Source organism: Pseudomonas sp. 5Ae-yellow, assembly GCF_014077575.1.
Lineage (GTDB): Bacteria > Pseudomonadota > Gammaproteobacteria > Pseudomonadales > Pseudomonadaceae > Halopseudomonas > Halopseudomonas neustonica.
The window spans coordinates 40,408-64,776 of sequence record NZ_JACGWE010000014.1 but is presented as its reverse complement, the minus strand read 5'-3'; the positions used below and the strand labels follow the sequence as shown (position 1 = coordinate 64,776).

General features: G+C 57.1%; 24 protein-coding genes. 5 read left to right on the top strand and 19 right to left on the bottom strand.

Annotated features, from left to right (window positions below; genetic code table 11):
* The first annotated feature begins 27 nt into the window (after positions 1–27).
* Positions 28–1,332 (top strand): iron uptake transporter deferrochelatase/peroxidase subunit, encoded by a 1,305-nt coding sequence (gene efeB / locus H4J77_RS10760; protein WP_182248313.1) that lies wholly within the window; start codon positions 28–30, stop codon positions 1,330–1,332.
* Positions 1,333–1,394: 62 nt separating this feature from the next.
* Positions 1,395–2,237, top strand: a complete 843-nt coding sequence (efeO, locus tag H4J77_RS10755; RefSeq protein WP_182248311.1) for an iron uptake system protein EfeO — start codon at positions 1,395–1,397, stop codon at positions 2,235–2,237.
* Positions 2,238–2,294: 57 nt separating this feature from the next.
* Here the strand turns inward: efeO and glpK are convergent, their stop codons facing one another.
* Positions 2,295–3,776, bottom strand: a complete 1,482-nt coding sequence (gene glpK / locus H4J77_RS10750; protein WP_182248309.1) for a glycerol kinase GlpK — start codon at positions 3,774–3,776, stop codon at positions 2,295–2,297.
* A 39-nt stretch (positions 3,777–3,815) separates the two neighbouring features.
* Positions 3,816–4,286, bottom strand: a complete 471-nt coding sequence (ybaK, locus tag H4J77_RS10745; protein ID WP_123890638.1) for a Cys-tRNA(Pro) deacylase — start codon at positions 4,284–4,286, stop codon at positions 3,816–3,818.
* Positions 4,287–4,426: 140 nt separating this feature from the next.
* On the opposite strand from ybaK, the gene glpD reads away from it, so the two are divergent.
* Positions 4,427–5,974 carry a glycerol-3-phosphate dehydrogenase gene (gene glpD, locus H4J77_RS10740; protein WP_182248307.1) on the top strand — a complete coding sequence of 516 codons (1,548 nt, stop codon included), beginning with the start codon at positions 4,427–4,429 and terminating at the stop codon, positions 5,972–5,974.
* Between the two features lie 204 nt (positions 5,975–6,178).
* Here glpD and H4J77_RS10735 read toward each other — a convergent pair whose 3' ends face one another.
* Positions 6,179–7,213, bottom strand: a complete 1,035-nt coding sequence (locus tag H4J77_RS10735) for an NADP-dependent oxidoreductase (RefSeq protein WP_182248306.1) — start codon at positions 7,211–7,213, stop codon at positions 6,179–6,181.
* Between the two features lie 121 nt (positions 7,214–7,334).
* Positions 7,335–7,892 carry a hypothetical protein gene (locus H4J77_RS10730; protein WP_182248304.1) on the bottom strand — a complete coding sequence of 186 codons (558 nt, stop codon included), beginning with the start codon at positions 7,890–7,892 and terminating at the stop codon, positions 7,335–7,337.
* Between the two features lie 152 nt (positions 7,893–8,044).
* Between H4J77_RS10730 and H4J77_RS10725 the strand changes: the two genes are divergently transcribed.
* Entirely contained in the window at positions 8,045–9,835 is a 1,791-nt protein-coding gene (locus H4J77_RS10725) for a hybrid sensor histidine kinase/response regulator (protein WP_182248302.1), read from the top strand.
* A 4-nt stretch (positions 9,836–9,839) separates the two neighbouring features.
* On the opposite strand, the gene H4J77_RS10720 is transcribed toward H4J77_RS10725, so the two are convergent.
* The 13 genes from H4J77_RS10720 to ccoN all read right to left on the bottom strand — a co-directional run bounded on the left by H4J77_RS10720 (position 9,840) and on the right by ccoN (position 21,594).
* Positions 9,840–10,481, bottom strand: coding sequence for a response regulator transcription factor (locus tag H4J77_RS10720; protein WP_220469329.1), 642 nt, complete (start codon positions 10,479–10,481; stop codon positions 9,840–9,842).
* A 120-nt stretch (positions 10,482–10,601) separates the two neighbouring features.
* The gene (locus H4J77_RS10715) at positions 10,602–11,438 is read right to left on the bottom strand and encodes an ion transporter (RefSeq protein ID WP_182248298.1); all 837 of its coding nucleotides are present in this window, start codon (positions 11,436–11,438) and stop codon (positions 10,602–10,604) included.
* 52 nt (positions 11,439–11,490) lie between these two features.
* Positions 11,491–12,039 (bottom strand): adenine phosphoribosyltransferase, encoded by a 549-nt coding sequence (locus tag H4J77_RS10710; protein ID WP_123890645.1) that lies wholly within the window; start codon positions 12,037–12,039, stop codon positions 11,491–11,493.
* Between the two features lie 15 nt (positions 12,040–12,054).
* Positions 12,055–12,786: a fumarate/nitrate reduction transcriptional regulator Fnr gene (gene fnr / locus H4J77_RS10705; protein ID WP_123890646.1), complete on the bottom strand. Its 732-nt coding sequence runs from the start codon at positions 12,784–12,786 to the stop codon at positions 12,055–12,057.
* A gap of 99 nt (positions 12,787–12,885) precedes the next feature.
* On the bottom strand, positions 12,886–13,632 hold the full coding sequence (locus H4J77_RS10700; RefSeq protein WP_182248296.1) for a sulfite exporter TauE/SafE family protein: 747 nt from the start codon (positions 13,630–13,632) through the stop codon (positions 12,886–12,888).
* Positions 13,629–13,847, bottom strand: coding sequence for a cbb3-type cytochrome oxidase assembly protein CcoS (gene ccoS, locus H4J77_RS10695; RefSeq protein WP_123890648.1), 219 nt, complete (start codon positions 13,845–13,847; stop codon positions 13,629–13,631). Before ccoS ends, H4J77_RS10700 begins: the two co-directional genes overlap by 4 nt.
* Complete coding sequence (locus H4J77_RS10690; protein ID WP_182248294.1) at positions 13,844–16,294, bottom strand: heavy metal translocating P-type ATPase; 2,451 nt, start codon at positions 16,292–16,294, stop codon at positions 13,844–13,846. Before H4J77_RS10690 ends, ccoS begins: the two co-directional genes overlap by 4 nt.
* Positions 16,295–16,297: 3 nt before the next feature.
* The gene (locus H4J77_RS10685) at positions 16,298–16,813 is read right to left on the bottom strand and encodes a FixH family protein (protein WP_158611294.1); all 516 of its coding nucleotides are present in this window, start codon (positions 16,811–16,813) and stop codon (positions 16,298–16,300) included.
* 32 nt (positions 16,814–16,845) lie between these two features.
* On the bottom strand, positions 16,846–18,258 hold the full coding sequence (ccoG, locus tag H4J77_RS10680) for a cytochrome c oxidase accessory protein CcoG (RefSeq protein WP_182248292.1): 1,413 nt from the start codon (positions 18,256–18,258) through the stop codon (positions 16,846–16,848).
* Positions 18,259–18,460: 202 nt separating this feature from the next.
* Positions 18,461–19,351 (bottom strand): cytochrome-c oxidase, cbb3-type subunit III, encoded by an 891-nt coding sequence (gene ccoP / locus H4J77_RS10675; protein WP_182248290.1) that lies wholly within the window; start codon positions 19,349–19,351, stop codon positions 18,461–18,463.
* Complete coding sequence (locus H4J77_RS10670; RefSeq protein WP_182248288.1) at positions 19,351–19,539, bottom strand: cbb3-type cytochrome c oxidase subunit 3; 189 nt, start codon at positions 19,537–19,539, stop codon at positions 19,351–19,353. The genes ccoP and H4J77_RS10670 overlap by 1 nt, the downstream gene beginning before the upstream one ends.
* Positions 19,540–19,545: 6 nt before the next feature.
* Positions 19,546–20,154: a cytochrome-c oxidase, cbb3-type subunit II gene (gene ccoO, locus H4J77_RS10665; RefSeq protein ID WP_182248286.1), complete on the bottom strand. Its 609-nt coding sequence runs from the start codon at positions 20,152–20,154 to the stop codon at positions 19,546–19,548.
* A gap of 12 nt (positions 20,155–20,166) precedes the next feature.
* Positions 20,167–21,594, bottom strand: a complete 1,428-nt coding sequence (gene ccoN / locus H4J77_RS10660) for a cytochrome-c oxidase, cbb3-type subunit I (protein ID WP_182248284.1) — start codon at positions 21,592–21,594, stop codon at positions 20,167–20,169.
* Positions 21,595–21,971: 377 nt separating this feature from the next.
* Between ccoN and H4J77_RS10655 the strand changes: the two genes are divergently transcribed.
* The gene (locus H4J77_RS10655; protein ID WP_182248282.1) at positions 21,972–22,592 is read left to right on the top strand and encodes an alpha/beta family hydrolase; all 621 of its coding nucleotides are present in this window, start codon (positions 21,972–21,974) and stop codon (positions 22,590–22,592) included.
* Between the two features lie 15 nt (positions 22,593–22,607).
* Here H4J77_RS10655 and H4J77_RS10650 read toward each other — a convergent pair whose 3' ends face one another.
* Positions 22,608–23,696 (bottom strand): methyl-accepting chemotaxis protein, encoded by a 1,089-nt coding sequence (locus H4J77_RS10650; protein ID WP_404940771.1) that lies wholly within the window; start codon positions 23,694–23,696, stop codon positions 22,608–22,610.
* 309 nt (positions 23,697–24,005) lie between these two features.
* Positions 24,006–24,329, bottom strand: coding sequence for a hypothetical protein (locus H4J77_RS10645; protein ID WP_182248278.1), 324 nt, complete (start codon positions 24,327–24,329; stop codon positions 24,006–24,008).
* Positions 24,330–24,369 lie beyond the last annotated feature (40 nt).

The window sequence follows — 24,369 nt, the reverse complement described above, 5'->3', positions numbered from 1 at the left end:
ACAAAGTTACTACACAGGTTTACAGCGATGAGTGAACACGATGATCTGTCTTTTGGTTGCCCTTTTGCCCGTCTGAATCGCCGGCGTTTTCTGCAGGGGCTGGGCGTTGCCAGTTTGGGGGCCGCCGCCGCAGGCTTGAGCGGGCCAGCAGTTGCCAGCCAGCAGAGCGGGGAGGCAGAGGTGACAGACGCGCCTACCAGCGCTGTTACCGAGCAGTCCCATCCCTTCCACGGAGCGCATCAACAGGGCATCACTACGCCGCGTCCGGCAGTGGGTATGTTGGTCGCCTTTGATGTGTTGGCGCCGGACCGTGCTGGCCTTGAGCGCCTGCTGCGCACCTTGACCGAACGCATTGCCTTTCTCACTAGTGGCGGCACCTATGAGCAGCGCGATCAGAGGTTCCCGCCGGTCGACTCCGGTATTCTCGGGCCTACTATCGCGCCGGATGCGTTGACGATTACGCTGTCTGTAGGCGAATCCTTGTTTGATGGCCGCTTCGGCTTGGCGGCGGCAAAACCGCGCCACTTGCAGCGCATGACCTCGTTCAGCAATGACGCGCTTGATGCGGCGCGCTGTCATGGTGATCTATCGCTGCAGTTCTGTGCCAACACCGAGGGCACCACCATTCATGCGCTGCGTGACATCATCAAAAATACACCCGGTTTGCTCATGGTGCGCTGGAAGCAGGAGGGCACAGTGCCGGTGATGGCGCCGCATGCCGATGGCTCCACCGAAAGTGCACGTAACTATTTGGGCTTTCGTGATGGTACTGCCAATCCGCAGGCCGATAACCGCAAGCTTATGCAGCGGGTGGTCTGGGTCGATGACGCCAACGGCGAGCCACGGTGGGCAGAGGGTGGCAGCTATCAGGCCGTGCGTATTATCCGCAACTTTGTTGAACGCTGGGATCGTACGCCCCTGCAGGAGCAGCAGGCGATATTTGGTCGTCTGCGCCAGAGCGGCGCGCCGCTATCCGGTGGCGTCGAGCACGATGAGCCGCAGTACAGTGGCGATCCCAAGGGCGAGATTACGCCGCTGGATTCGCATATTCGTTTGGCCAATCCGCGTACCGCGGAGAGCCAGCGCAATCTGATCCTGCGTCGCCCGTTCAACTACTCCAATGGCGTGGAAGCCAACGGCCAATTGGATATGGGATTGCTGTTTATTGCCTACCAGGCAGACCTGGATGCCGGTTTTATCACGGTGCAGAAACGTCTGGATGGTGAGCCGCTGGAGGAATATATCAAGCCCGTTGGTGGGGGCTATTTCTTTACCCTGCCGGGCATAGAGGAAGGGGATTTTCTGGGTAGCAGCATGCTGGCTGCAAGCTAGCCATGGGCACCCACCCTCGCTATTCGTAGATTGCTTAAACCCCTTATTTGCAGGAGACGTTGATGTTATTGCCACGTACGCTTTTTATTGCCGCTAGCGCGTTCGGTCTGATCGGTTTGCATGCGTCGGCCCAGGCCGCGGTTGCGCCGCAGGATCTGGTCGCGCCGATCACCGACTACAAGCTTTATGTGCTGGATAACCTTGAGCAATTTACTGCGCATAGCCGCGAGTTCACTGAGGCCATCAAGGCGGGAGAGCTGGAAAAGGCGCAGGCGCTTTACGCTCCTTCACGTGTTTATTATGAGCGTATTGAACCCATTGCCGAGCTGTTTGCCGATCTGGATGTCAGTATTGATGCCCGTGAAGACGATTATGAAAACGGCGTGCAAGACGCCGACTTTACCGGCTTTCATCGTCTGGAATACGGTCTGTTCAAACAACAAAGCACGGATGGTCTGGCACCCTTCGCCGAGCGTTTGATGGCGGATGTGGAAGACCTGGATCAGCGTGTACAGGCGCTGACCTTCCCGCCGGAAAAAGTCGTTGGCGGTGCCGCTGCGCTGATGGAAGAGGTGGCGGCGACCAAGGTGTCCGGTGAAGAGGACCGTTACAGTCGAACCGATCTCTGGGACTTTCAGGGCAATGTGGATGGAGCCAAGAAAATCTTTGAGCTGGTCAAACCGTTGGCGGCGCAAGAAGACCCTGCGTTCGTCGAGCGCATAGAGCAGAACTTCACGTCCATGGAGGCAACGCTGTCGCACTACTACGTGGAAGAGGGCAATGTTGCGAGTGGTTTTGTCACCTATGACAAGGTCAGCGATGCCGACCGTCGGGCGCTGGTTGGTCCGGTGACCGTGCTGGCCGAAGAGCTATCGACCTTGCGCGGTCTGCTTGGTCTTAACTGATAGTTGGTGATGACGCTGCGCGTTTGCGTTCAGCAAGCGCGCAGTAATGTTTAAACCTCAGTCGCGCACGCGGCGAATGGCATCCAGCCAGCCTTCATAGAGTTTATCTCGTTTGTCTTCGCTCATCTGCGGGCTGAACGTGCGCTCGCAGGCCCAGTGCCGGGCAATGTGCTCCAGGCTGTCAAAGATCCCCAGCTGTAAACCTGCCAGATAGGCTGCGCCCAATGCGGTGGTTTCGGTTACTTCCGGGCGATCAACGGTGACGCCAAGAATGTTCGCCAGCTCCTGTACCACCCAATTATTGATCACCATACCGCCATCGACACGCAGGGCTGCGGTGCTGTGGGCGCCGTCGGCGGTCATGGCATCGAGCAGGTCACGCGTCTGAAAGCAGACCGACTGCAGACCGGCGGTGACGATTTGCGCAATACCGGTATCGCGCGTCAGACCAAAGATCGCGCCCCGAGCGCTCGGGTCCCAATAGGGTGCGCCCAGGCCGGTAAAGGCGGGAACCAGGTAGACGTCAGTGGCGCCGCCTGCTTCGCGCGCCAAAGCCTCGGTTTCGCCAGCGTTTTGAATTAGTTTGAGGCCATCGCGCAACCACTGTATCGCTGCGCCAGCGACAAAGATGCTGCCTTCCAGCGCATAGGTGGTTTTGCCCTTTAGCCGGTAGCCGACCGTAGTTAGTAGTCGGTTGCTTGAGCGTACCGGTTCGCTCCCGGTGTTCATCACCATGAAGCAGCCGGTGCCATAGGTGCTCTTGACCATGCCGGGCGTGAAACAGGCCTGGCCGATGAGCGCAGCCTGCTGGTCGCCAGCGATACCGCAAACCGGAATGCTGGCGCCGAGCAGGGCGGCATCGGTGCTGCCAAACTCGGCGGCGCTGTCCATTACTTCGGGCAAGAGACTGGCTGGAATATCGAGCAGCGCCAGAAGCTCCTCGTCCCAGCACTGTTGATGGATATTGAACAGCATGGTGCGCGAGGCGTTGGTGGCGTCGGTGCGATGTACCTTGCCGCCGGAAAGGCGCCAGAGCAGAAAGCTATCAACGGTGCCGAAGCGCAGCTCGCCGCGCTCAGCGCGTTCGCGTGCACCCTCGACATTTTCCAGCAGCCAGCGCAGCTTGGTGGCAGAGAAGTACGGGTCAATCAGTAGCCCAGTGCGCTCTGTGACCTTCTCTTCATGGCCTGCGGCTTTGAGCTCTGCGCAGAAATCCGCTGTACGACGGTCCTGCCAGACGATCGCCCGGTGCAACAGCTCACCGCTTTCAGCATCCCAGAGCAGGGTGGTTTCGCGCTGGTTGGTGATGCCGATACCAGCTACCTCTGAGGCACTGATGCCCGCTTTTTCCAGCACTTCACGGCAAACGGCCAGGGTGCTGTTCCAGATGTCTTCGCCATCATGCTCGACCCAGCCGTCCTGCGGAAAATGCTGCGCGAACTCCTGCTGTGCGGTGAACTCAGGCTTGCCTTCGGCAGAAAAAAGTATGGCGCGGCTGCTGGTGGTGCCCTGGTCTATGGCAAGAATGGGTTTGCCCATGGCGCGGAAATCCTGTGGTTGTCGTTCTTGTTTGAGCGCTTAGTCGCGGCAGAGTTCGCACAGATGTGCGCTTGTATGCTGGCGCAGGTCATCGGCGCTCAGTTCTATTTCCAGTCCCCGACGACCGCCGCTGATGTATACAGTAGGCCAGTTTGTGGCGCTGGCATCAATGAAGGTACGCAGACGCTTTTTTTGGCCGAGTGGACTAATGCCCCCAACCAGGTAACCCGTACTGCGTTGAGCGGCGCCGGGATCGGCCATAGCCGTTTTTTTTACCTTGGCCGCTGTGGCCAACGCCTTGAGGTTAAGTTTGTCGGTCACCGGCACAACCGCGACCAGCAGCTCGCCGTTTTCAGTGGTTGCCAGCAGGGTTTTGTAGACGCGGCCGTGGGCCAGCCCCAGTTTGTCTGCCGCTTCGGTGCCGTAGGATTCAGCCTGTGGGTCGTGAGTGTAGCGATGCAGCTGATAGCTGACGCCTGCCTTATCGAGTAGTTTGGTCGCTGGGGTCATGTCGTTTCACGTAGATATAACAAGCTACAGATTAAACTGCTGCGCGCGCACGGCCAAGCAGTGCTCATGGCCCTTGCGAGTCGCGCAGCGACGTTGTACAACAATCTGGCGCGCGATTGCGCAGGTTTTCGGAGATGTTGATGTTCAAACCCCATCCAGAAGAGCGGCGTATAGCGCAGACAGCGGCAGACACCGCGATCTATGATCTGCTGGTAATTGGCGGCGGCGTTAACGGCGCAGGGATAGCCAATGATGCAGCCGGCCGAGGTCTGTCCGTATTGCTGTGCGAGCAGCACGATCTGGCTTCTCATACGTCATCGGCCAGCAGCAAGCTGGTGCATGGCGGATTACGCTATCTCGAGCATTACGAATTCAGGCTGGTGCGCGAGGCGCTGGGCGAGCGCGAAGTTCTGCTGAACAAGGCGCCGCATATTATCTGGCCGCTGCGTTTCGTGCTGCCACACCGCCCGCATCTGCGTCCGCGCTGGATGCTGCGCGCGGGTTTGTTTCTCTACGATCACCTCGGTAAGCGCACTACCTTGCCCGGTTCAACTGGTGGCCCATTGAATGGGCAGGGACCGCTTAAGCCGGAGATTGATTACGCGTTTGAATACTCCGATTGCTGGGCTGACGATGCCCGTCTGGTTGTGCTTAATGCAGTTCAGGCCGCCAGCCTGGGCGCAGACATTCGACCCTATACCCGCTGTGAGTCGGCCTCTCGTGTCGGTGATCTATGGCAGGTCGATCTATTGGTCGGCGAGCATGTGCGCGAAAGGGTGCAGGCGCGAGCGCTGGTCAACGCGGCTGGCCCCTGGGCTGCGCGGGTGATGGAACGCGTGGTGTCAACGCGTTCTCCTTATGGTGTTCGTCTGGTGCAGGGCAGTCATATCGTAGTGCCGGAGCTGTATCACGGGCGGCAGGCCTACATTCTGCAGAATGAGGACGAGCGTATTGTCTTTGTGCTGCCCTACGAGGGCGGTTATTCGCTGATTGGCACCACTGATGTCGATTATCAGGGAGACCCGGCCCGGGTTGAGCCTACCGACGGAGAAGTTGACTACCTGCTCGAGGTGGTTAATGGGCATTTCAAGCGACAGTTGAAACACTCGGACATCTGCCATCGATTCTCCGGGGTCAGGCCGCTTATCAGTGACGCCAGCGAAGCGGACCCCTCTGCCGTTAGCCGGGACTACAGCCTCACGCTCCATGGCGATGCAAGTGAGGCGCCACTGCTGGCGGTTTATGGCGGCAAACTGACGACCTATCGACGTCTCGCCGAGGCAGCTGTGGATAAACTAAAGCCGTGGTTTCCCAACGCAACGCCGGCCTGGACCGCAGAATACGCGTTGGCTGGCGGGGACTTTGAATCCCATGCCAGCCTGACAGCCGAGTTGAAGGCTGAGTTTCCCTGGTTGACCGATCAGCAGCTGGATCGCTTTGTGCGGTGCTACGGCACCCTGAGCCGCGTGTTTCTGCGCGGTATGCGCTCACAGGCTGATATGGGCGAACAATTTGGTGCCGGACTCACTGAGCGCGAGATCAAGTACCTGCGCGAACGCGAGTGGGCGCGCGATCTGGAAGCAATTTTGTGGCGCCGAACCAAGCTGGGGCTGCATTTGAGTGAGCCGCAAAAGGTGCGGTTGGGAGAGTATCTGAGCGAACTGGCTGGGGAGATATTAGCGGTTTGAAAGATGGCTGGCGTTCCCACGCTGGAGCGTGGGAACGATCAAAAAGCCTGAACTCGCCTAAGGGCGAAAACAGCAGTGAGCCATAGGACGAGCGATTCGATCCTGGCAATGTATGGCAGCGGCAAGGGTCGCCTCAGGCGGAATTGATTAACAATCAAAAATGCAGCATCGCCGGCATTTTAACTGTCTTGCTGACACCCCAAATCAATCCGCAATCTTAACCACCAACTTGCCAAAGTTCTTACCTTCGAGCAGCCCCATAAAGGCCTCTGGTGCATTCTCCAGACCCTCCACGCGATCCTCTTTAACCCGCACCTTGCCTGATTCAACCCAGGGCGTCATGGTCTTCAGGAACTCGGGGAAGTGATTGCCGTAGTTGTCGAAAATGATAAAGCCCTGCATACGAATGCGCTGGCTCAATATCAAACGCATCAATTGCGCTGTGCGGTCCGGGCCGGCGGGTAGCTCGGTGGCGTTGTACTGGGCGATCAGGCCGCACAGCGGGATACGCGCATGGGCATTAAGCAGAGGCATAACAGCGTCAAATACCTTGCCACCCACATTTTCGAAATACACGTCGATGCCCTTGGGGCAGGCGGCGGCGAGTTGGTCATTGAGGCCGACGTCTTTGTGGTCGATACAGGCATCAAAACCCAGCTCTTCGACAGCGTAGCGGCACTTTTCTTCACCGCCGGCGATGCCGACAACGTGACAGCCCATCAGTTTGGCAACCTGACCGACAACGGTGCCTACCGGCCCGGTTGCAGCGGCAACGACGACAGTCTCGCCTTGCTTGGGTTGGCCAATGTCGGTCAGACCCATATAGCCAGTAAAGCCAGGCATGCCGAGCACGCCGAGCGCCTGTGAAGGCTCTTTCATCTGCTTGTCGAGGCGAAATACCATGGCCCCGTCAGACAGCGTGTAATCCTGCCAGCCTGAACCGAAACTCATGACCAGGTCGCCCGCGGCATAGCCTTCCAGTTTGGATTCCATCACTTCGCTGACGGTGGCGCAGGTCATGACACCACCCACCGGCACTGGATCAGCGTAGGATTTCGCGTCGCTCATGCGGCCACGCATGTAAGGATCCAGCGACATCCACTTATTGCGCAGCAGCATCTGACCGTCAGCGACAGTTGGGATGGCCGTCTCGACCAGGTTGAAATTGGCAGCGGTAGGTGCGCCCACTGGGCGTGAAGCAAGTAGAATCTGGCGGTTGATCTTGGCTGATTGCGGCATAAAGGGTCTCCGGCACGGTGGTTAGCATGGAAGGGCGCCACGACAATGGCGCTGCGTCAGAGTGCGCGCCCGCTATAACGGGGTCAAGTTGACCCGGGTTGGCTTGATAGGGCGCTATTGATCAGGCCGAGACTGGGCTGGCTGCTTTGCAGGCCGACCGCCAGGCGCGCAAGAAATCTTGCGCACGACCACCTCTATGGGGGTAGGAGCGTTCCCATATTCGCGCTAGGCTTGGTAGATCGCTGTGGCTCCCGATAGACAATTGCTGACGCTCGTAGATTAGCCAGGCGATGGCCGTGGCGTAGCCCAGGTTGTAGCCCAGCTCGGCATGTGGGTTATGCAGAAAACAGTGCTGGCTGGCCAGTCCTCGTATCTTGCTGGCTAGTTCAGGCTGCAAGGCCAGGTGCTTGTCCCAGATCTCGGTGTGCTGTTCAGGCGTTATTGCATACGGGCCAATGGCCTGCTCGTTGCGCTGCAATGCTGAGAGGCGGGCCGTGGTAAGCAGGGTGCCGAGGAGTAACTGCTCCATCGCTATGCAGGTGACGCCTAGATAGGTGAGGGTGGGGCGGAGAATGTTTTCCAACAAATTGTCAGCTGCACTGAGGGCCAGCAGATTAAGAGGGAAGAGGTCCTGAGTATTGGTTACTTGTGGTGCTTGCAAGAGCGGGTTGGCAATCACGACTACATCCTGTTGTTTATCTGCCTAAGGTGAAGCGTAGTCGTAAATTGACGCTGTAAAGCATTGTTTTTAAATTATTTTATGCAATTCGGTTTTGCGGATATAACGGCTGGGTATATAAGCTGGATTATTACAATAAAAATGGATGAAAAATGATGAGCGATATGCGGCTCACCGCTGCCGGTGCCGTTGTAGATGAACCGGCACTGCTGGGGCAGGCGCGAGGTTTTGCCCGGCTGCGCTTCAGTGCACAGCTGGAGCCTGATTTTCAGCTCTACCTGCACGGTAAAATGTGTGCGCGCGCAAAAATAGTCGCTATCTCAAGCATCGCCTTCATGCTGTTTTTTATGCTGCTCGACGTCATCTATCTGCCTGACTGGGTAAGGAATTACACCTTGAGCGTGCGAGGCGTGGCGCTGATGGTGATGATTTTTGCGTTGTTCTATTCCAATCGCGCGGGACGGGTTGCACCTTACCGCGCTTTTGCTGTGTCGACTTTTGCCTACTTCTGCACGGGTTTGATGGTGGCGATGGTGATCATAGCCGCGCGCCTGGCCGACGTGCCGATACGGATCACCCATGACGGTTTATACGTGGTGTTACTGTCCGGTATGTTTTTATTAGGTCTGCCCATGCGCCATGCCACTGTGGGCTCTCTTGCAATCGTCGTGGTTTATTTGCTTGCCGAGTACGGCATTGGTTCCAGCCGGTCGACGGTGATCTCCAGCAGCATCTATCTGATCAACTTTACGTTGATGGGCGCCTTTGGTGCCTACTTGTATGAATACATGCAACGGCGCGCCTACTTGAACGAAAAGCTACTGGAAGCTGCGCGCAGTCGTGCTGAGCGCGAAAGTCAGAGCAAGACACGCTTTTTGGCCACGGCTAGCCACGATCTACGGCAGCCTTTGCATGCCATGTCTTTGTTTATTCAGCATCTTTACGAGCAGGTAGACAGCCCTGAAGCAAACAAAACGGTAGCTAAGCTGAGTGATTCGACTCAATTGTTGCAGGCCATGCTGAACTCGCTATTGGATATCTCTCGGCTGTCGGTCGGGATGGTGCGGGCGCAGCGTCGCTCGTTCAACCTGGCACCCTGGTTGCGTCAGTTACTCGATAGCCTTGAGCCCTTTGCTGCACGGCGCAATATCCGCCTGCAGTTGGAGTGCAATAAAGCCTATGCTGTTTCGAGTGACCCAGTGCTGCTGGAACGCCTTATTCGCAACTATCTGAATAATGCCCTGATTCATGCTGACGCCAGTACGGTCAGTATTGAGGTGCAGCGCCTGGATAACAGTTTGCGTATCAGTGTGGTGGATGATGGCTGTGGATTGGCTGAGGCTGATCAGGAGCGTATTTTTGAGGAGTTTACTCAACTCCGAAATCCTGCCCGTACGCTGGATAAGGGCGTAGGGTTAGGGTTGAGTATCTGCAGACAGATCGTTCATCTGTTGAAGTATCCATCCGGCGTAAGCTCGGTCGCGGGCGAGGGCGCGCTGTTCTGGTTCGAGGTGCCGCTGGGCGAATGGCAAGCGCAACCAGATACGCCGACACAGGCCCAGGCGCCTGCACTGAATGGCCGGATTGCGCTGATTGAAAATGATCGGATTAGCCGCGAGGCAATGCAGACCTTGCTGTCGTCTTGGGGTTGCATCGTCTGGGCGTTCGAAAGTGCCGATGAGGCGATTGATGGCCTGAATAGCATAGGCGTTGATGTGCTGTTGACTGATTATCGTCTTGAGGGCGATAGCGACGGACTGGATTTGATTCGCGCGCTGCGCGATCAGGCTATTTTTGCCGGCCCCGCTGCCTTGGTGACCGCGGATACCTCTGAGGAGTTGGGCGAGTCTGCGCGCCTGGCGGATGTCGAGGTGCTTTACAAGCCGGTCCTGCCAGCGCGCTTGCGCCGAGTGGTGCATAAACTCTTGTCGTTAAGCAAATGAGCGGTTAAAAACTAACCAGCCCCAGCTTGCGTGCATTGCTGACGCACTCGGTACGGTTGTGGCAGTCCAGTGAGGAAAAAAGCGCCTTGAGGTGCGTCTTTACGGTGTCTTCGGACAAACAGAGACGCTGGCATATCACCTTGTTTGGCAGCCCTTCGGCTAGCAGGTCCAGAATCTCCAGTTGTCTTGGTGTGATGCCGACATCGCGTGCGCTACTCTGGCGGTCCAGCGGCCGACTTTCATCACCGATCACTACTTGCGCGCCGAACAGGAGCTGCGTAACCGCTTCAATCAGGGTCTTGCCGTCGGCGGTTTTACTGATAAATCCGGCGGCGCCAAGCTGGAGGGCGGCATCAAGGTCACTGGGGCTATTGCTGGCGGTAAGAATGGCGACGGGTACCATTGCATCTATTGCGTTCAACCGCTGTAGCAAGGCTAGGCCGCTGCTGTCCGGTAGCTGCAAGTCGAGCAGGATAAGGTCATAGGTATTGGACTGGACTTGCTGTATGGCTTGCGCCGCATTGTGAGCGTGGTCCAGCTTCACTCCCTCGCAGAGGCTACCCAGTGTGAGGCTGAGCCCGTCAAGGTATATCTGGTGATCATCAATCAACAGCAGCCGGGTATCCGGCGGCAGATTACTAGGCATCTTGATCATCCTCGGCAGCTACCTTCTAGCCAGGTGGCAGGGTAGGCTTTTTATTTTGAACAACGCAGATGATAAGTAACTGCAGTTGCCAGGTCTAGCGCCCAGGATCAAAGATGTGCTTTAGGGCTCGTTGGGCGGTAGACGCTGCTGCAGTATGCGCAATTCAGCACGTAGCTGGCGCACTTCTTCCAACAGCAGCGCACTCTCGCTGGGTGGCGCCTGTTCCTGCTCTTGCTCTGCGACCTTTTCGCGCTGATTCTGAATGGCATCGACAATGACGGCGATGAACAGGTTCAGCATCATGAAGGTGGCAATCAGAATAAAGGGTATGAAGTACAGCCAGGCGTAGGGGAACTCTTCCATCACCGGCCGGACGATACCCATCGACCAGCTCTCCAGCGTCATTACCTGAAACAGGGTGTAAAGGCTGTCGCCCAGGGTGCCAAACCACTGCGGAAATTGCTCGCCGAATAGTTGTGTAGCGATGACGGCGGCTACGTAGAAAACCAGGCCAAGCAGCGCGACAATACTGCCCATGCCGGGCAAGGAGGCCAGCAGTGACTGGACCACCATCTTCATGCTGGGTACCAGTGAAATCAGGCGCAAAACCCGCAGCACCCGTAACGCTCGCAATACCGCCAAAGGCCCACTGGCTGGAATCAGCGCTATGGCAATGACGAGCGTGTCGAAAAGACCCCAGGGATCACGCAGCAGGCGCCAGCCATGCGCGGTGAAGCGAAGCGCGATCTCGACAACGAAGCAGGCGAGAATCAACTGATCCAGTGTTCTCAGCCAATGGCCCCACTGCTGCATGGCGGTGCTGGAGGTTTCCAGGCCAAGGATCACTGCATTGATCAGGATCAGTCCGGTAACGAGATATTGCACGGACGCACGTTCCAGCCATTCAGCCAGGCGCTGACGCCAGGGACTAGCAAGGTTCAGGATATTATCGTTCATGGGCGTTGTCGGTGAATGCCTTGGCTGGCCAGTGCTGCCAGCCGGAGGGCTTCTACTGTTCGTCCTCGGCAAAGGCGCAGAGAGTGAAGGTCGGAATGCCGGCATCCTGCATACTGCGGGAGCCGCCAAGGTCGGGCAGGTCGATGATGGCAGCGGCTTCATAAACATGGGCGCCGGATTGGCGTACCAGTCGTGCTGCGGCGAGAAAGGTGCCGCCGGTGGCAATCAGGTCATCGAGCAGCAACACCTGTTCACCGCCACTCAGGGCGTCACGGTGCATTTCCAGTGTGGTTTCGCTGTATTCAGTTGCATAACTTTCACGCAGGGTGTCGGCTGGTAATTTGCCTGCTTTGCGAAATAGCACCAGAGGTTTGTTCAGCTCGTAAGCCAATACCGCGCCGAGCAGAAAGCCACGGGCATCAATGGCGCCGATATGAGTTACCGGCGACTCGACGTAGCGCTGAATCAGGCTGTCGGCAACCATGCGCATGGCGCGTGGTGAGTGGTACAGCGGCGTGATGTCGCGAAAGGTGACGCCGACCTTGGGAAAATCCGGTACCGGACGGATCAGCGACTTGATGGTGTATTCGTCAAAAATCATGGGCTTTCCTGCGGATCAATCGAGTTGGCCACCGGCCAGAGCACAGAGCTCGGCGTGGTCAAGAATATCAATTTGCTTACCTTCGGCGGCAACCAGCCCTTGTTGCTGAAAGCGCGTGAAAACACGCGATACGGTTTCGACGGCGAGGCCCAGATAGTTGCCGATATCATTGCGTGACATCGCCAGTCGAAAGCGATTGGCTGAGTAACCGCGGGAGCGAAAACGAGCTGACAGGTTGATCAGCAGGGTCGCGATACGCTCGTCGGCGGTTTTTTTCGACAGCAGTAACATCATTTGTTGATCTTCGCGGATCTCTCGGCTCATCAAGCGCATTACCTGGCGGCGCAAGCCGGGGATATTAGCCGTTAGGTCATCAAGCCGCTCGTAGGGGATTTCGCAAATCGAGGTAGTCTCCAGCGCCATGGCCGACAGCGGCTGGCGATCACCATCCATGCCGGACAGGCCGATCAGTTCACCTGCCAGATGAAACCCGGTTATTTGCTCTATGCCAGCATCGTCAACGCTGAACGTCTTGATAGTACCGGAGCGAAGCGCGTAGACCGAACTGAAGGTGTCGCCCTGACGAAACAGCAGCTCACCCTTGCGCAGCGGCTTGCCACGTTTGACGATGTCGTCAAGCGTATCCATATCCTTGTCATGCAGCGCCAGTGGCAGGCACATGGTGGCCAGGCTGCAATCTTTGCAGTGGGCCTCTGGCAATGCACGAAGTTTAATGGCGTCAGTCATGGCAAAAGTGTCTCTTCAGTCTTGGTGTACAGGCGTTGGTTGCAAGAGTACAACAAGGCCCGATGGGTTTCACCTCGGGGTGTGCTCAAGATGTTGCTGTTAGTGGTGACTATGCTGCTGGTTATCCGGCTGTTGCACGCTGGCAGGTGGTGTCAGCTTGCTGATAATCCAGTGCTGATGCGGTCCGGGGAGCGTCCATAGGCCAAATGCGATGATCAGGCTCGCAGCGCCAATGCGCAAGGTGCGCTTGCGCAGCAGCGCAGTGAGCTTGTCTGCGGCAGCGCCCGTTGCCAGCAAGGTGGGCAGGGTGCCAACACCAAATGCGAGCATCAGCAGGGCAGAGGTGGCGCCACTGCCATGACTGCTGGCCCAGACCAGCGAGCTGTATACCAGACCGCAGGGTAGCCAGCCCCAGAGCGCGCCTAAGAGCAATGCTTGTCGTGGGCGCTCGACAGGCAAGAGCTTGCGCGCGCGCGGCTCTATGTGCCGCCATAGGCCGCGTCCCAGGCTTTCAATGCGAGTAAGGCCAGACCACCAGTTGGCAAGGTAGAGGCCCATGCAAATCATCAGTAGGCCGGCTATGGTCCGTAATACAGGACCCAGTCCCATTCCCTGCAGTGCCCAGCCAAAGCTGCCGAGCAAGCCGCCTGCGAGGGTATAGCTGGCGATGCGGCCGAGGTTGTAGCTAAGCAAAATGCGCCACAATGGCCAGCCCTGGCGCTGTTTGGCAGGTATGGCCATGGTGAGCGCGCCCATAAGTCCGCCGCACATGCCAATGCAATGGCCGCCGCCGAGCAGGCCAAGCGCCAAAGCAGTAAATAGTTGCGGCAGCAAGTCAGCCGTCATACCGATTTATCATCAGGGCTTTCATCGCCAGTTTTGGCTTTATCGTGCTGGCTTTGGGCGGCTAGGTGAGCTGGGTCATCTTCGTCAAATAAAATACTGTGCGCCGGACTATCCAGATCGTCGTATTGCCCGTTGTTGACCGCCCAGTTGAATACCCAGATGGCCAGGATCACCAGTAAGATTGCAATGGGGACCAGAATGTAAAGTACCGTCATGCACTGACCTCCAAGGTTGAGCGGGCCGGTGGTTGAGGCTGCACCGTGACTCGCGTCAGGCGCAGCGCGTTGAGCACCACCAGTAGCGAGCTTGCGGACATGCCAAGTGCAGCCCAGGCCGGTGTGACCATGCCGAGCGCCGCGAGGGGTAATACCGCAAGATTATACAGGCTCGCCCAGCAGAGATTCTCAATCATGATGGCGCGCGTGCGTTTGGCTATCTGCATGCTGTCGACCAGAGTGAGCAAGCGGCTGTTGAGCAGCACCGCATCGGCATTGGTCTTGGCCAGATCAGAAGCGTTGCCCATGGCGACTGAGATGTCAGCACTGGCTAGCACCGGCACATCGTTTACACCGTCTCCCAGCATCAATACCTTCTCACCGCGCGCTTGCTGGGCCTGAACAAAGGCCAGCTTATCGTCCGGGCTGGCGTTGCCGATGGCTTCACTGATGTTGAGAGTGGCAGCCATGCGCTGCACTACCGGAGACTGGTCGCCGGATAACAGAACGACGCGCAGTCCCTGACTCTGCAGTGCTGCAACCATGGCGACGGCATCGCTACGCAGACGGTCATTGAGCGCGAACCAGGCAATCGGCCCGGCGGCGCTGCCGAGCAGCAACCACTGGCCTGGCGAATCGGGGTAGTCAGGAGCGCTGTAGTGACCCAGTGCGCTGACGAAATCGGGCTTGCCAATACGCAAGGTGATGCCATCGCAGTCGCCTTGCAGGCCTTGCCCGGGAACGCTGCTGAGCTCGCTCGCGCTGAGCATGCTCCGGCCGAAGGCGCGGGCGATAGGGTGTTCAGAACCGCTTTCCAGCATGCTCGCCCAGCGCAGCGCCTGCTCGCTATCATGATTCGCAAAGGGTTGGATTTGCTCAAGGGTCATGCGCCCCTCGGTCAAGGTTCCGGTTTTATCCAGAATGACGGTGGTAATCTGGTTGATGCCTTCCAGCACGTGACCACGGGTGATCAAGAGTCCTAACTTGTGCAGGCTTCCTGTCGCCGTAGTCAGGGCGGTCGGTGTAGCCAGCGAGAGTGCGCAAGGGCAGGTGGCTACCAGCATGGCAAGCACTATCCAGAACGCGGTATGCCCGTCGCTTAGCACCCACCAGGCGCCGCCGACCGCAACCACACTGAGCAGTACAATCAGCAGAAAGTACTGCGCGACCTGATCGGCCAGTTTGGCCAGTCTCGGCTTGTCGGATTGCGCGCGCTCCAGCAGGCGAACAATAGCCGACAGGCGTGTTTCCTCGCCTAATGCAGTCACCTCTATCTGCATGGGGCCCTCGACATTCAGCGTTCCGGCAGTAACCAGGTCACCCGCACTTTTAGCTATAGGCAGGTATTCGCCCGATAGCGCCGATTCGTCAACGCTGCTGGTGCCGCGCAGGATACGACCGTCCGCCGGGATGCTCTCGCCAGGCTTTACCTCGACCGCGTCGCCGACCTTGAGCTCATCCAGCATGATGCGCTGACTGCTGCCGTCGGACTGAATACGCACGGCACTGGGTGGTAGCAGGTTGACCAGTCGAGCGGTGCTTTCGACCGTGCGCTGCCGTGCGCGTCGCTCCAGGTAGCGACCGGCCAGCAGGAAGAAGGCAAACATGGTGACGGAATCAAAGTAGACCTCGCCGGTACCGGTAACCGTAGCCCAAATCCCGGCAAGATAAGCGCCGCCAATAGCGAGCGACACGGATACATCCATACTGAGGCGATGATTTTTAAGGTCACGCCAGGCGCCCTGAAAGAAGGGCGCGCAGCTGTAGAACACAACCGGCGTGGTCATCAGTAAACTTGCCCAGCGCAACAGATGAGCCATGCCTTCGGTCAGGTCCTGATCGAACTCCTCATAGAGTGCCATGGTGGCCATCATCACTTGCATGAACATCAAGCCAGCCAGCCCTAAGCGCCGCAGATAGCGACGATTTTCCAGCGCGATTTGCTCACCGGCCTTGTCGGGCTCGTATGGGTGCGCGGTATAGCCGATACGGCGTAGCCCGGCGATCAGCGCGGACAGCTTGGCTTCGCTCGCGTGCCACGTCAGGTTGAGGCGTTGGTTGCCCATGTTCAGGTTGGCTTCGACAACCCCGGGCTCTGCCCGCAGGTGACGTTCAATCAGCCAGCAGCAGGCAGCACAGCTAATGCCTTCGATCAGCAATTGAATTTGCTGTTGCTCTCCGCTGCTCTGGGTATAGCGCTGTTGTACGTCTTCGCGATCATAGAGCTCAAGCTCTTCCTGCAGCACCCGAGGCATGGCCTCGGGATTGGCAGAGCGTTCGGTGCGGTGTTGGTAGTATGACTCCAGGCCTGCGTTGCAGATTGCTTGCGCGACCGCCTGGCAGCCGGGGCAGCACATTGGTTGCTGCTCACTCAGGATTTGCACATGCCAGGGCGCGCCGGTAGGCACCGGTTCGCCGCAATGAAAGCAGGGGGTGGGTTGCGCCATTTGTTACTGCGCGGTGATCTGGTATGGCTGTCCTGGCGCCAGGTGTACTTCGCCGGTCAGGCGCCAGCCCTGGTCACCGGGTTTGTCCGGATCACTGAGCTCAATGTAGCGTCTGCCTTCGATCTTTTGTTCCAGTTGACCTGTGTAGGTGTTGCCTTTGATCTGGCGCAAGGAGACCGCATGATCCAGTGAAGCATGGGTGGGAGAAATCAGATCCAGGGTCAGGCTGCGCGGCAGGGCGACAAAGTCGCCTTGCAACTGCAGGCTGACGTCGCCGGTTACCTCATCAACACTGAAGTCGGCAACTACATTGAGGTCGCGCGCCATATGGTCGCGCCCCAGGTACATGTTGATTGCCTTGCCTTCAGTGTAATAGTTGTCACGTACCAGGCTGTCAGGGTTCATCGTGGCCACAAACAGCAGCCCCAGGCCAATAAAGACGGCAAAGGCGAGGATGGCTATGACGAACCATGCCCAGAATTGCTTGTACCAGGGCGTGCTGATGTTGTCGTGCGACATACTTGTTCCTGTGGTCATTAACGTAACAGCCTTTAACGTACTTTGGGGGCCAAAAACCGGCTTTCCGATTTGGCACTGATGCTGTCGTCATCTGTGGCGATGACTTCGAAGGTAATCGGAATGTTGGTTTCACCATCCAGTGCGGCCGGGTCTATCTGCACATTCAATGGCAGCTGCAACTTACTGCTAGGACCTACTGTCAGGCGGCTATCGGGCAATTCCAGGGTGAGCCCTGGGTGGCCTTTCATGCTCAGGTTGTAGCTGCGCTCAGTGGCGCCCTTGTTAAAGATTTTGACAATGTACACGTTCTCTATCTGACCGCTGCGAGTTTCTCTATACAGAACATTTCGATCGCGTTCGATATCCAGTGAAACCTGCGAGATGTTGCCTACGGTAATGATAAACAGGCCAATCATTACCAGCAACGCAGTGCCATAGCCAAACAGCCGCGGGCGGAATACCTTGGTTGGTTTGCCCTCCAGGCTGTGCTCGGTAGTGTAGCGAATCAGGCCCTGCGGATAATCCATCTTCTCCATGACCTCATCGCAGGCGTCTATACAGGCGGTACAACTGATGCACTCGATCTGCAATCCGTCGCGAATATCGATGCCGGTAGGGCATACCTGTACGCAGATTTCGCAGTCGATGCAGTCGCCTTTGCCGACGGTTGCCGGGTCGATGCCTTTTTTACGGGAGCCGCGTGGCTCGCCGCGCGCTGTATCATAGGAAACAATAAGCGTGTCGGCATCGAACATAACGCTTTGGAAGCGCGCGTAGGGACACATGTAGATGCATACCTGTTCGCGCAGCCAGCCGGCGTTTATGTAGGTCGCAGCGGTAAAGAAGAATACCCAAAACAGCGACCAGCCGGCCATCTGCCAGGTAAACATATCCATGATCAAGCCGCGAATCGGCGTGAAATAGCCGACGAAGGTCAATGCGGTGGCTAGCGAGACCAGCAGCCAAATGCTGTGTTTGGCTGTGCGGCGCAGGAATTTATTGATGCTCATGGGCGCGTTGTCGAGCTTGATGCGCGCATTGCGCTCGCCTTCGGCAACGCGCTCGGCCCACATAAAGACCCAGGTCCAGACGGTTTGCGGACAGGTATAGCCGCACCATACGCGGCCAGCGAACACGGTGATGAAGAACAGACCAAAGGCGCAGATGATTAGCAGAAATGAAAGCAGGAAGAAGTCTTCCGGCTGAAAGGTGGCGCTAAAGATATGGAATTGACGCGCGGGCAGATCCCAGAGTACGGCAGGGCGGTCACCCCATTTGAGCCAGACGGTACCGAAATACAGCAGAAACAGAAATCCTGCTCCGGCGACCCGAATCTTCTTGAAGAGTCCATGGTAGGAACGCGTTTGAATCTTGTCACGCTTGGCGTACAGGTCGTAGGTTTCGACCTTGGGTGTGACGTCTTCTACTGGGATTTTGTTGCTCATATCAGGCTGACCCTCTCAGGCGAAAGGAAGTGTGGGCGGACTGGCCTCGCGTGGGGTCAGACTTTGCCCGCATTATTGAAAATAAACTGGATTGGCAATATGCACAATGCGACCGGTGGTCGCGCTGAGTAATAGGCGGAAACAAGATGGGGGAACCAAGTTCCCCCATCTGATACTGCCTTCATTATGCGCTAACTACAGCTTATTGCTCGTCCTTGTGGGACAGGCTGTAGATATAGGAGGCGAGCATGTGGATCTTGTCTTCTCCCAGGTGTGCTTGCGAAGGCATATGACCGTTACGGCCATAGCGCAGCGTCTGCTGTACCTGCAGGAAGCTGGACCCGTAGAGCCAGATGTCGTCGGTCAGGTTCGGAGCACCCATTTGCTGGTTCCCTTCGCCATTCGCGCCGTGACAAGCTACGCAGGTATTCTTGAACGTTTCTGCACCGGCTGCCAGATCGACATTCTCTGTTTCCAGGCCGGACAAGCTGCGCACATAACCCGAAACGTTGCGCACGCCATCTTCACCGATAACCCCAAGCCATGCTGGCATTGCAGCCTGACGGCCACCGCGCAGTGTGGTTTTGATGGTTTCCGGGTCGCCGCCATACAGCCAGTCGTTGTCTGTCAGGTTGGGGAAACCAAATGCGCCGCGGGCGTCGGAGCCGTGGCAAACCGAGCAGTTGGTAGCAAACAGGCGTTGGCCGATGCGATTGGCTTCCTGATCTTTTGCAACTTCTTCAACCTGCATTGCGCTGTAGCGTGCGAAGATCGGAGCGAACTGTGCTTCTGCCCTGGCGACCTCATCTTGGTACTCTTTTACCTGAGTCCACTCCAGGTATCCTTCCCACTTACCCAGACCTGGATACAGGAATAGGTAGAACGCACCAAACACCATGGTCGAGATGAACAATACAAACCACCAGCGGGGCAGGGGGTTATCGTACTCTTCAATACCATCAAAGCTGTGGCCGACGGTCTGATCAGTTTGCTCAGAGCGTTGCCCCTTGCGCGTGGCCAGCAGCAACCACAGGATCAGGCCCAGACAAGTCAGGGTCAGGACGACAATGTACCCGCTCCAGAAATTAGTCATTACTTGTTACTCCTAGCATCATCTTGCTGCTCTGCCGTGGCCTTGGCGTCGTTCTCATCGGCGAAGGGCAACTGGGCTGCTTCGTCGAAATCTTTCTTCTTGTATGAGCTGTAGGCCCATATCACGACACCGATAAAGGCAAGCATCGCGAAGATGGTGCCCAGGCCGCGGAGAGTATTGATATCCATGGTTGCTTACCGGTCCGAGAGGACAGTGCCGAGGTGCTGCAGGTAAGCGATGAGAGCGTCCATTTCGGCGACTCCCTCAACCGCTTCCTTGGCGCCGGCGATGTCTTCATCAGTATAAGGAACGCCCATTCCGCGCAGAACTTCCATCTTCTTGGCGGTGTATTCGCCATCAAGGACGTTGTCTTGTAGCCATGGGAAGGCGGGCATCTTGGATTCCGGTACCACGTCACGCGGGTTAATCAAGTGAGCGCGGTGCCAGTCGTCGGAGTAACGCTTGCCGACACGGGCCAGATCCGGGCCAGTACGCTTGGAACCCCACAGGAAGGGGTGCTCCCATACGCTTTCGCCAGCAACGGAATAGTGACCGTAACGCTCGGTTTCAGCACGGAAGGGGCGGATCATCTGCGAGTGGCAGCCAACGCAGCCTTCACGGATGTAGATGTCACGACCTTCCAGCTCAACGGCCGTGTAAGGGCGCAAGCCCTCAACAGGTTGAGTTGTTTCCGGCTGGAAAAACAAGGGAACGATCTGAACCAGGCCGCCGAAGCTGATAGCAATTACTATCAGCACGACCATCAAGCCTACGTTTTTTTCTACTGTTTCATGCATTTTCATCTAATTCGTCCCTCAAGCAGTCTGGACTGCGGCGTCAATTGCGGCCGGCTTGCTGTGACGCACGGTACGCCAAACGTTGTAAGCCATCAGCAGCATGCCCAGCAGGAAGAAGGCGCCGCCGATCATCCGTACGATATAACCCGGATGGCTGGCTTCCAGTGCTTCAACGAAGGAGTAGGTTGGTGTGCCGTCGACGTTGACTGCGCGCCACATCAAACCCTGGGTAATACCATTTACCCACATGGCTACGATGTAGAGCACGGTGCCGATTGTTGCCAACCAGAAGTGAGCATTGATCAGCGGTGTGCTGTACATGGCTTCACGACCGAATACCTTGGGAATCAGGTGGTAGAGCGACCCGATCGAAATCATGGCAACCCAGCCCAGAGCACCGGCGTGTACGTGACCAATGGTCCAGTCGGTGTAGTGGGAGAGCGCGTTCACGGTCTTGATGGCCATCATCGGGCCTTCAAAGGTGGACATGCCGTAGAACGCAAGGGCCACAACCAGGAAGCGCAGAATGGGGTCGGTGCGCAGTTTGTGCCAGGCACCAGAGAGCGTCATCATGCCGTTGATCATGCCACCCCAGGACGGAGCCAGCAGAATCAGTGACATCACCATGCCTAGTGACTGCGCCCAATCAGGCAGCGCGGTGTAGTGCAGGTGGTGAGGGCCAGCCCAGATATAGATGGAGATCAGGGCCCAGAAGTGCACGATCGACAAGCGATACGAGTAGATTGGGCGCTCGGCCTGCTTGGGTACGAAGTAATACATCATGCCCAGGAAGCCAGCAGTCAGGAAGAAACCAACTGCGTTGTGACCGTACCACCACTGAATCATCGCATCAGTCGCACCAGCGTAGAGCGAGTACGACTTGGTCAGCGAGACCGGTACGGCCATGCTGTTCACAATATGCAGCACGGCTACAGTGATGATGAAAGCACCGAAGAACCAGTTACCGACATAGATGTGCTTCATCTTGCGCTTCATGATGGTGCCGAAGAACACAAGAGCGTAGCTCACCCAGACGACAGCGATCAGGATATCGATCGGCCATTCCAGTTCGGCGTACTCTTTGGTCGAAGTCAAGCCGAGTGGCAGCGTGATAGCCGCCAACACGATAACCAGCTGCCATCCCCAGAAGGTGAAAGCTGCCAGACCATCGGATACTAGCCGAGCCTGAGAGGTGCGCTGTACGACATAGTATGACGTGGCGAACAGGGCGGAACCGCCAAAGGCAAAGATGACGGCGTTTGTGTGCAATGGACGAAGACGCCCAAAGCTGGTCCAAGGCAAGCCAAAATTAAGTTCGGGCCAGACCAGTTGGGAGGCAATAAAGACGCCCATGGCCATGCCTACGATACCCCAGACGACCGTCATGACGGCGAACTGGCGTACTACCTTATAATTATAGGCTGTCGGAGTGGTAGCTGTGCTCATGCGAGATTCCACGGATAGCAGTTGGTTTATGGGTATTAAAGCGTTGGCAAGTATGGGCAAAGCCCGCGCGCATTGCAATGACATAGGTCATTGTTTGGCGGAGGGAAAAGGCCTCTGGAGCGGCTCTGGTAGCGATTCTTGCAGCCCTGCTCTGTTAGCCATGCCTGATCAGTCGAGGTCCCGGCGTACCCGCGATTTTATTGGTTTTCAGCTTTGGTTGATGGGGAAGGCGGGTATAGCTAGGTCTTAGGCTGTTTGCTACTGTCAGCCTAGCTGATAATGAGCGATTCGGCCTGGCTATATGTGCTTGGTTTTAGCGCACAGCGTGGGGCTTTTTTGCTGTGACAAGATGTCGCAATGCACATTTGAGAAAAAATATGTCTAACCCGGTTTTATTGAATGAGCCTGAGGTCGCGCATGCTGTGACGCTGGTGCTAGCGCACGGCGCCGGCGCACCTATGGATAGCCCTTTTATGGAAGAGCTGGCCGGGCAGTTGGCGTCGCACGGGCTGCGCGTGCTGCGCTTTGAGTTCCCCTATATGGCAGCCAGGCGCGCAGACGGGCGGAAGAGGCCGCCAAATCCCATGGCAGTGCTTCAGGCGAGTTTGCGTGAGCTCTGCAGCACTATCGATGCTCCGTTTTTTCTGGCTGGCAAATCGATGGGCGGGCGGGTGGCGAGCATGATGGCTGCTGAGCTGGAAGCTCAGGGCTTTATCTGCTTTGGTTATCCTTTCCATCCGCCGGGTAAGCTTGAGAAGACGCGCATTGAGCACCTGCGGCAGGTGACGCTTCCAGGTCTCATTATTCAGGGCACCCGTGACCCCTTCGGTAAGCCGCAGGAAATTGAGGGCTACCCCCTGGACCCGGATCTGCAGATGCGCTGGCTGGAAGGAGGAGACCATGACTTGACGCCGCTGAAGCGCAGCGGCTTGACTCAGAGCAACTTGATTGCGCAGGCGGCCAGGCATGCTGCCGAGTTTTGTCGGCAGCATGCCTGAGCCTTCAAGTTCGTATCAAACGCCCAGAGTGGCGGGCATTACGGCGGCTGACATGGTGCCCCAGCGACGCCCCTTGACGAACAGCGGTACGTACAGAACAAAGACCACAATGTGCGTGCCGGGGAGTACGAAGGTTCCCATATTGATGTGCGTGCACGAGGCCATGATCCGCAGGTCATTATCGTTGCTGACGGCAAAGCGCTTGTAGTTGCTCTGCGCGGCATCAATCTTGACGTCACCGGTCGGCGGTTTTGAAGACGCACTGCGGCTGGTCGCCAGGTAGCCTTTTTCATTGACTGCGGCGGTGTACACCACACCATCCTGGCCACCCTTGTCCCACTCGTCGAGCAATGGACGTACCTGTTTGATAAAGCTATCTGCCCAACTGACATCATGCTTGGGCGGATTGGTTCCGGCGATTGGGGTGTAGTGTTGGTCGAACAGGTCCACGCCGCTACTGGCGATGCTGCTCAAACGTTCTTCCAGCGCGTGGCGGCGGCTGATCAGTAACTCGGTTACTGCTTCGAGATGGCCTTCGCCCAGACGGAAGCTGGCTAGTGAGCGCAGCGCCAGGTTGGTGTTGTCGCGCAGTGAATCGGCCTGGGTGAAGGCATTTTCCATATGCTGGCAGATAGTCTCACTGAGCTGGCGGATATTGCTGCCATGTTGCAGCGTTTCTGCATTGGACACGGTCAACTCATCCAGTGCACTGCTGACTCTGAGTAGATCATCGTTGGTGTGCTGAAAATCATCTACCAAAGTGTCGAATTGATCGGCCGCGCCGCTTACGGCCGCGCCGGTTGCTTCGGTTTGCTCAAGCATGCCGCGGGTTTGTTGTTCTGCGCCCGCCATGGCCGTCGTCATTTTCTCCATCAATTGGCTGATTTGCTCTGCGGCATTTCCGACCTTGAACGATAGGTTTCTCACTTCGTCGGCTACGACGGCAAAGCCACGGCCCTGTTCACCGGCGCGGGCTGCTTCGATGGCAGCATTAAGTGCCAGCATGTTGGTTTGCGCCGAAAAGTCCTGAACGGTTTTGAGAATGTCGCGTACCTGGCTTGAGGTCGCATCCAGGTCGCTGATGTTCTTTTGAAAGCCCGACATCGCATTGTTGATCAGCTTCATCTTATCGCGTGCGTCCGCGAGCCTGACCTTTGAGTCGAGGGCCATTTCCAGGTTGCGCGTATTAACCTGGGTAACGCCAGTGGCGCGTAGCGAGAGATCCTGCAGTGCGGTAGTGGTTTGTTCGCTGGCATGAAAAATATGCTCCGCGAGTGTCCGTTGCTGCGTTGCGTCATTAGCCGCCCGCTCTGATAACAGGCGGCTGTTGGCAGAGGCGATAGCTGTTGCCAGGCTGTTTTGTTGAAGGTCGAGCATGACGCTGCGCAAGCGTCGATTCAGCTCGGCGAACTCTTATGACGTCTCATCCATATCGGTTTGCGGATGTGAGCGCAGGTCGATCTGTTCGCCGTTGATTTTCTTCAGTAGTGAGCCGATGGACTGGCCCGCACTGGTACTAGCCGGCAGAGCCTGCCAGGTCAGAAAAAGTGTGGGGACTACCATGGCGATGGCAACCCAGAACAGGATGCCGTCGCTGATGGATATCAGGGCGACAAAGAAGAACAGCTCGCATGCCAGCAAGGCAATGCAGCGAAGTAATGGGGGAAATAGGGGGGACGATGCCGAGGCGTCGTTGCGATTGGCAGACAGCGTTAAGGCATTGGACTCGTTGGTCATTTGGGTCTCGCTACAGCTTTATTTTTATGGGGCATTCGGT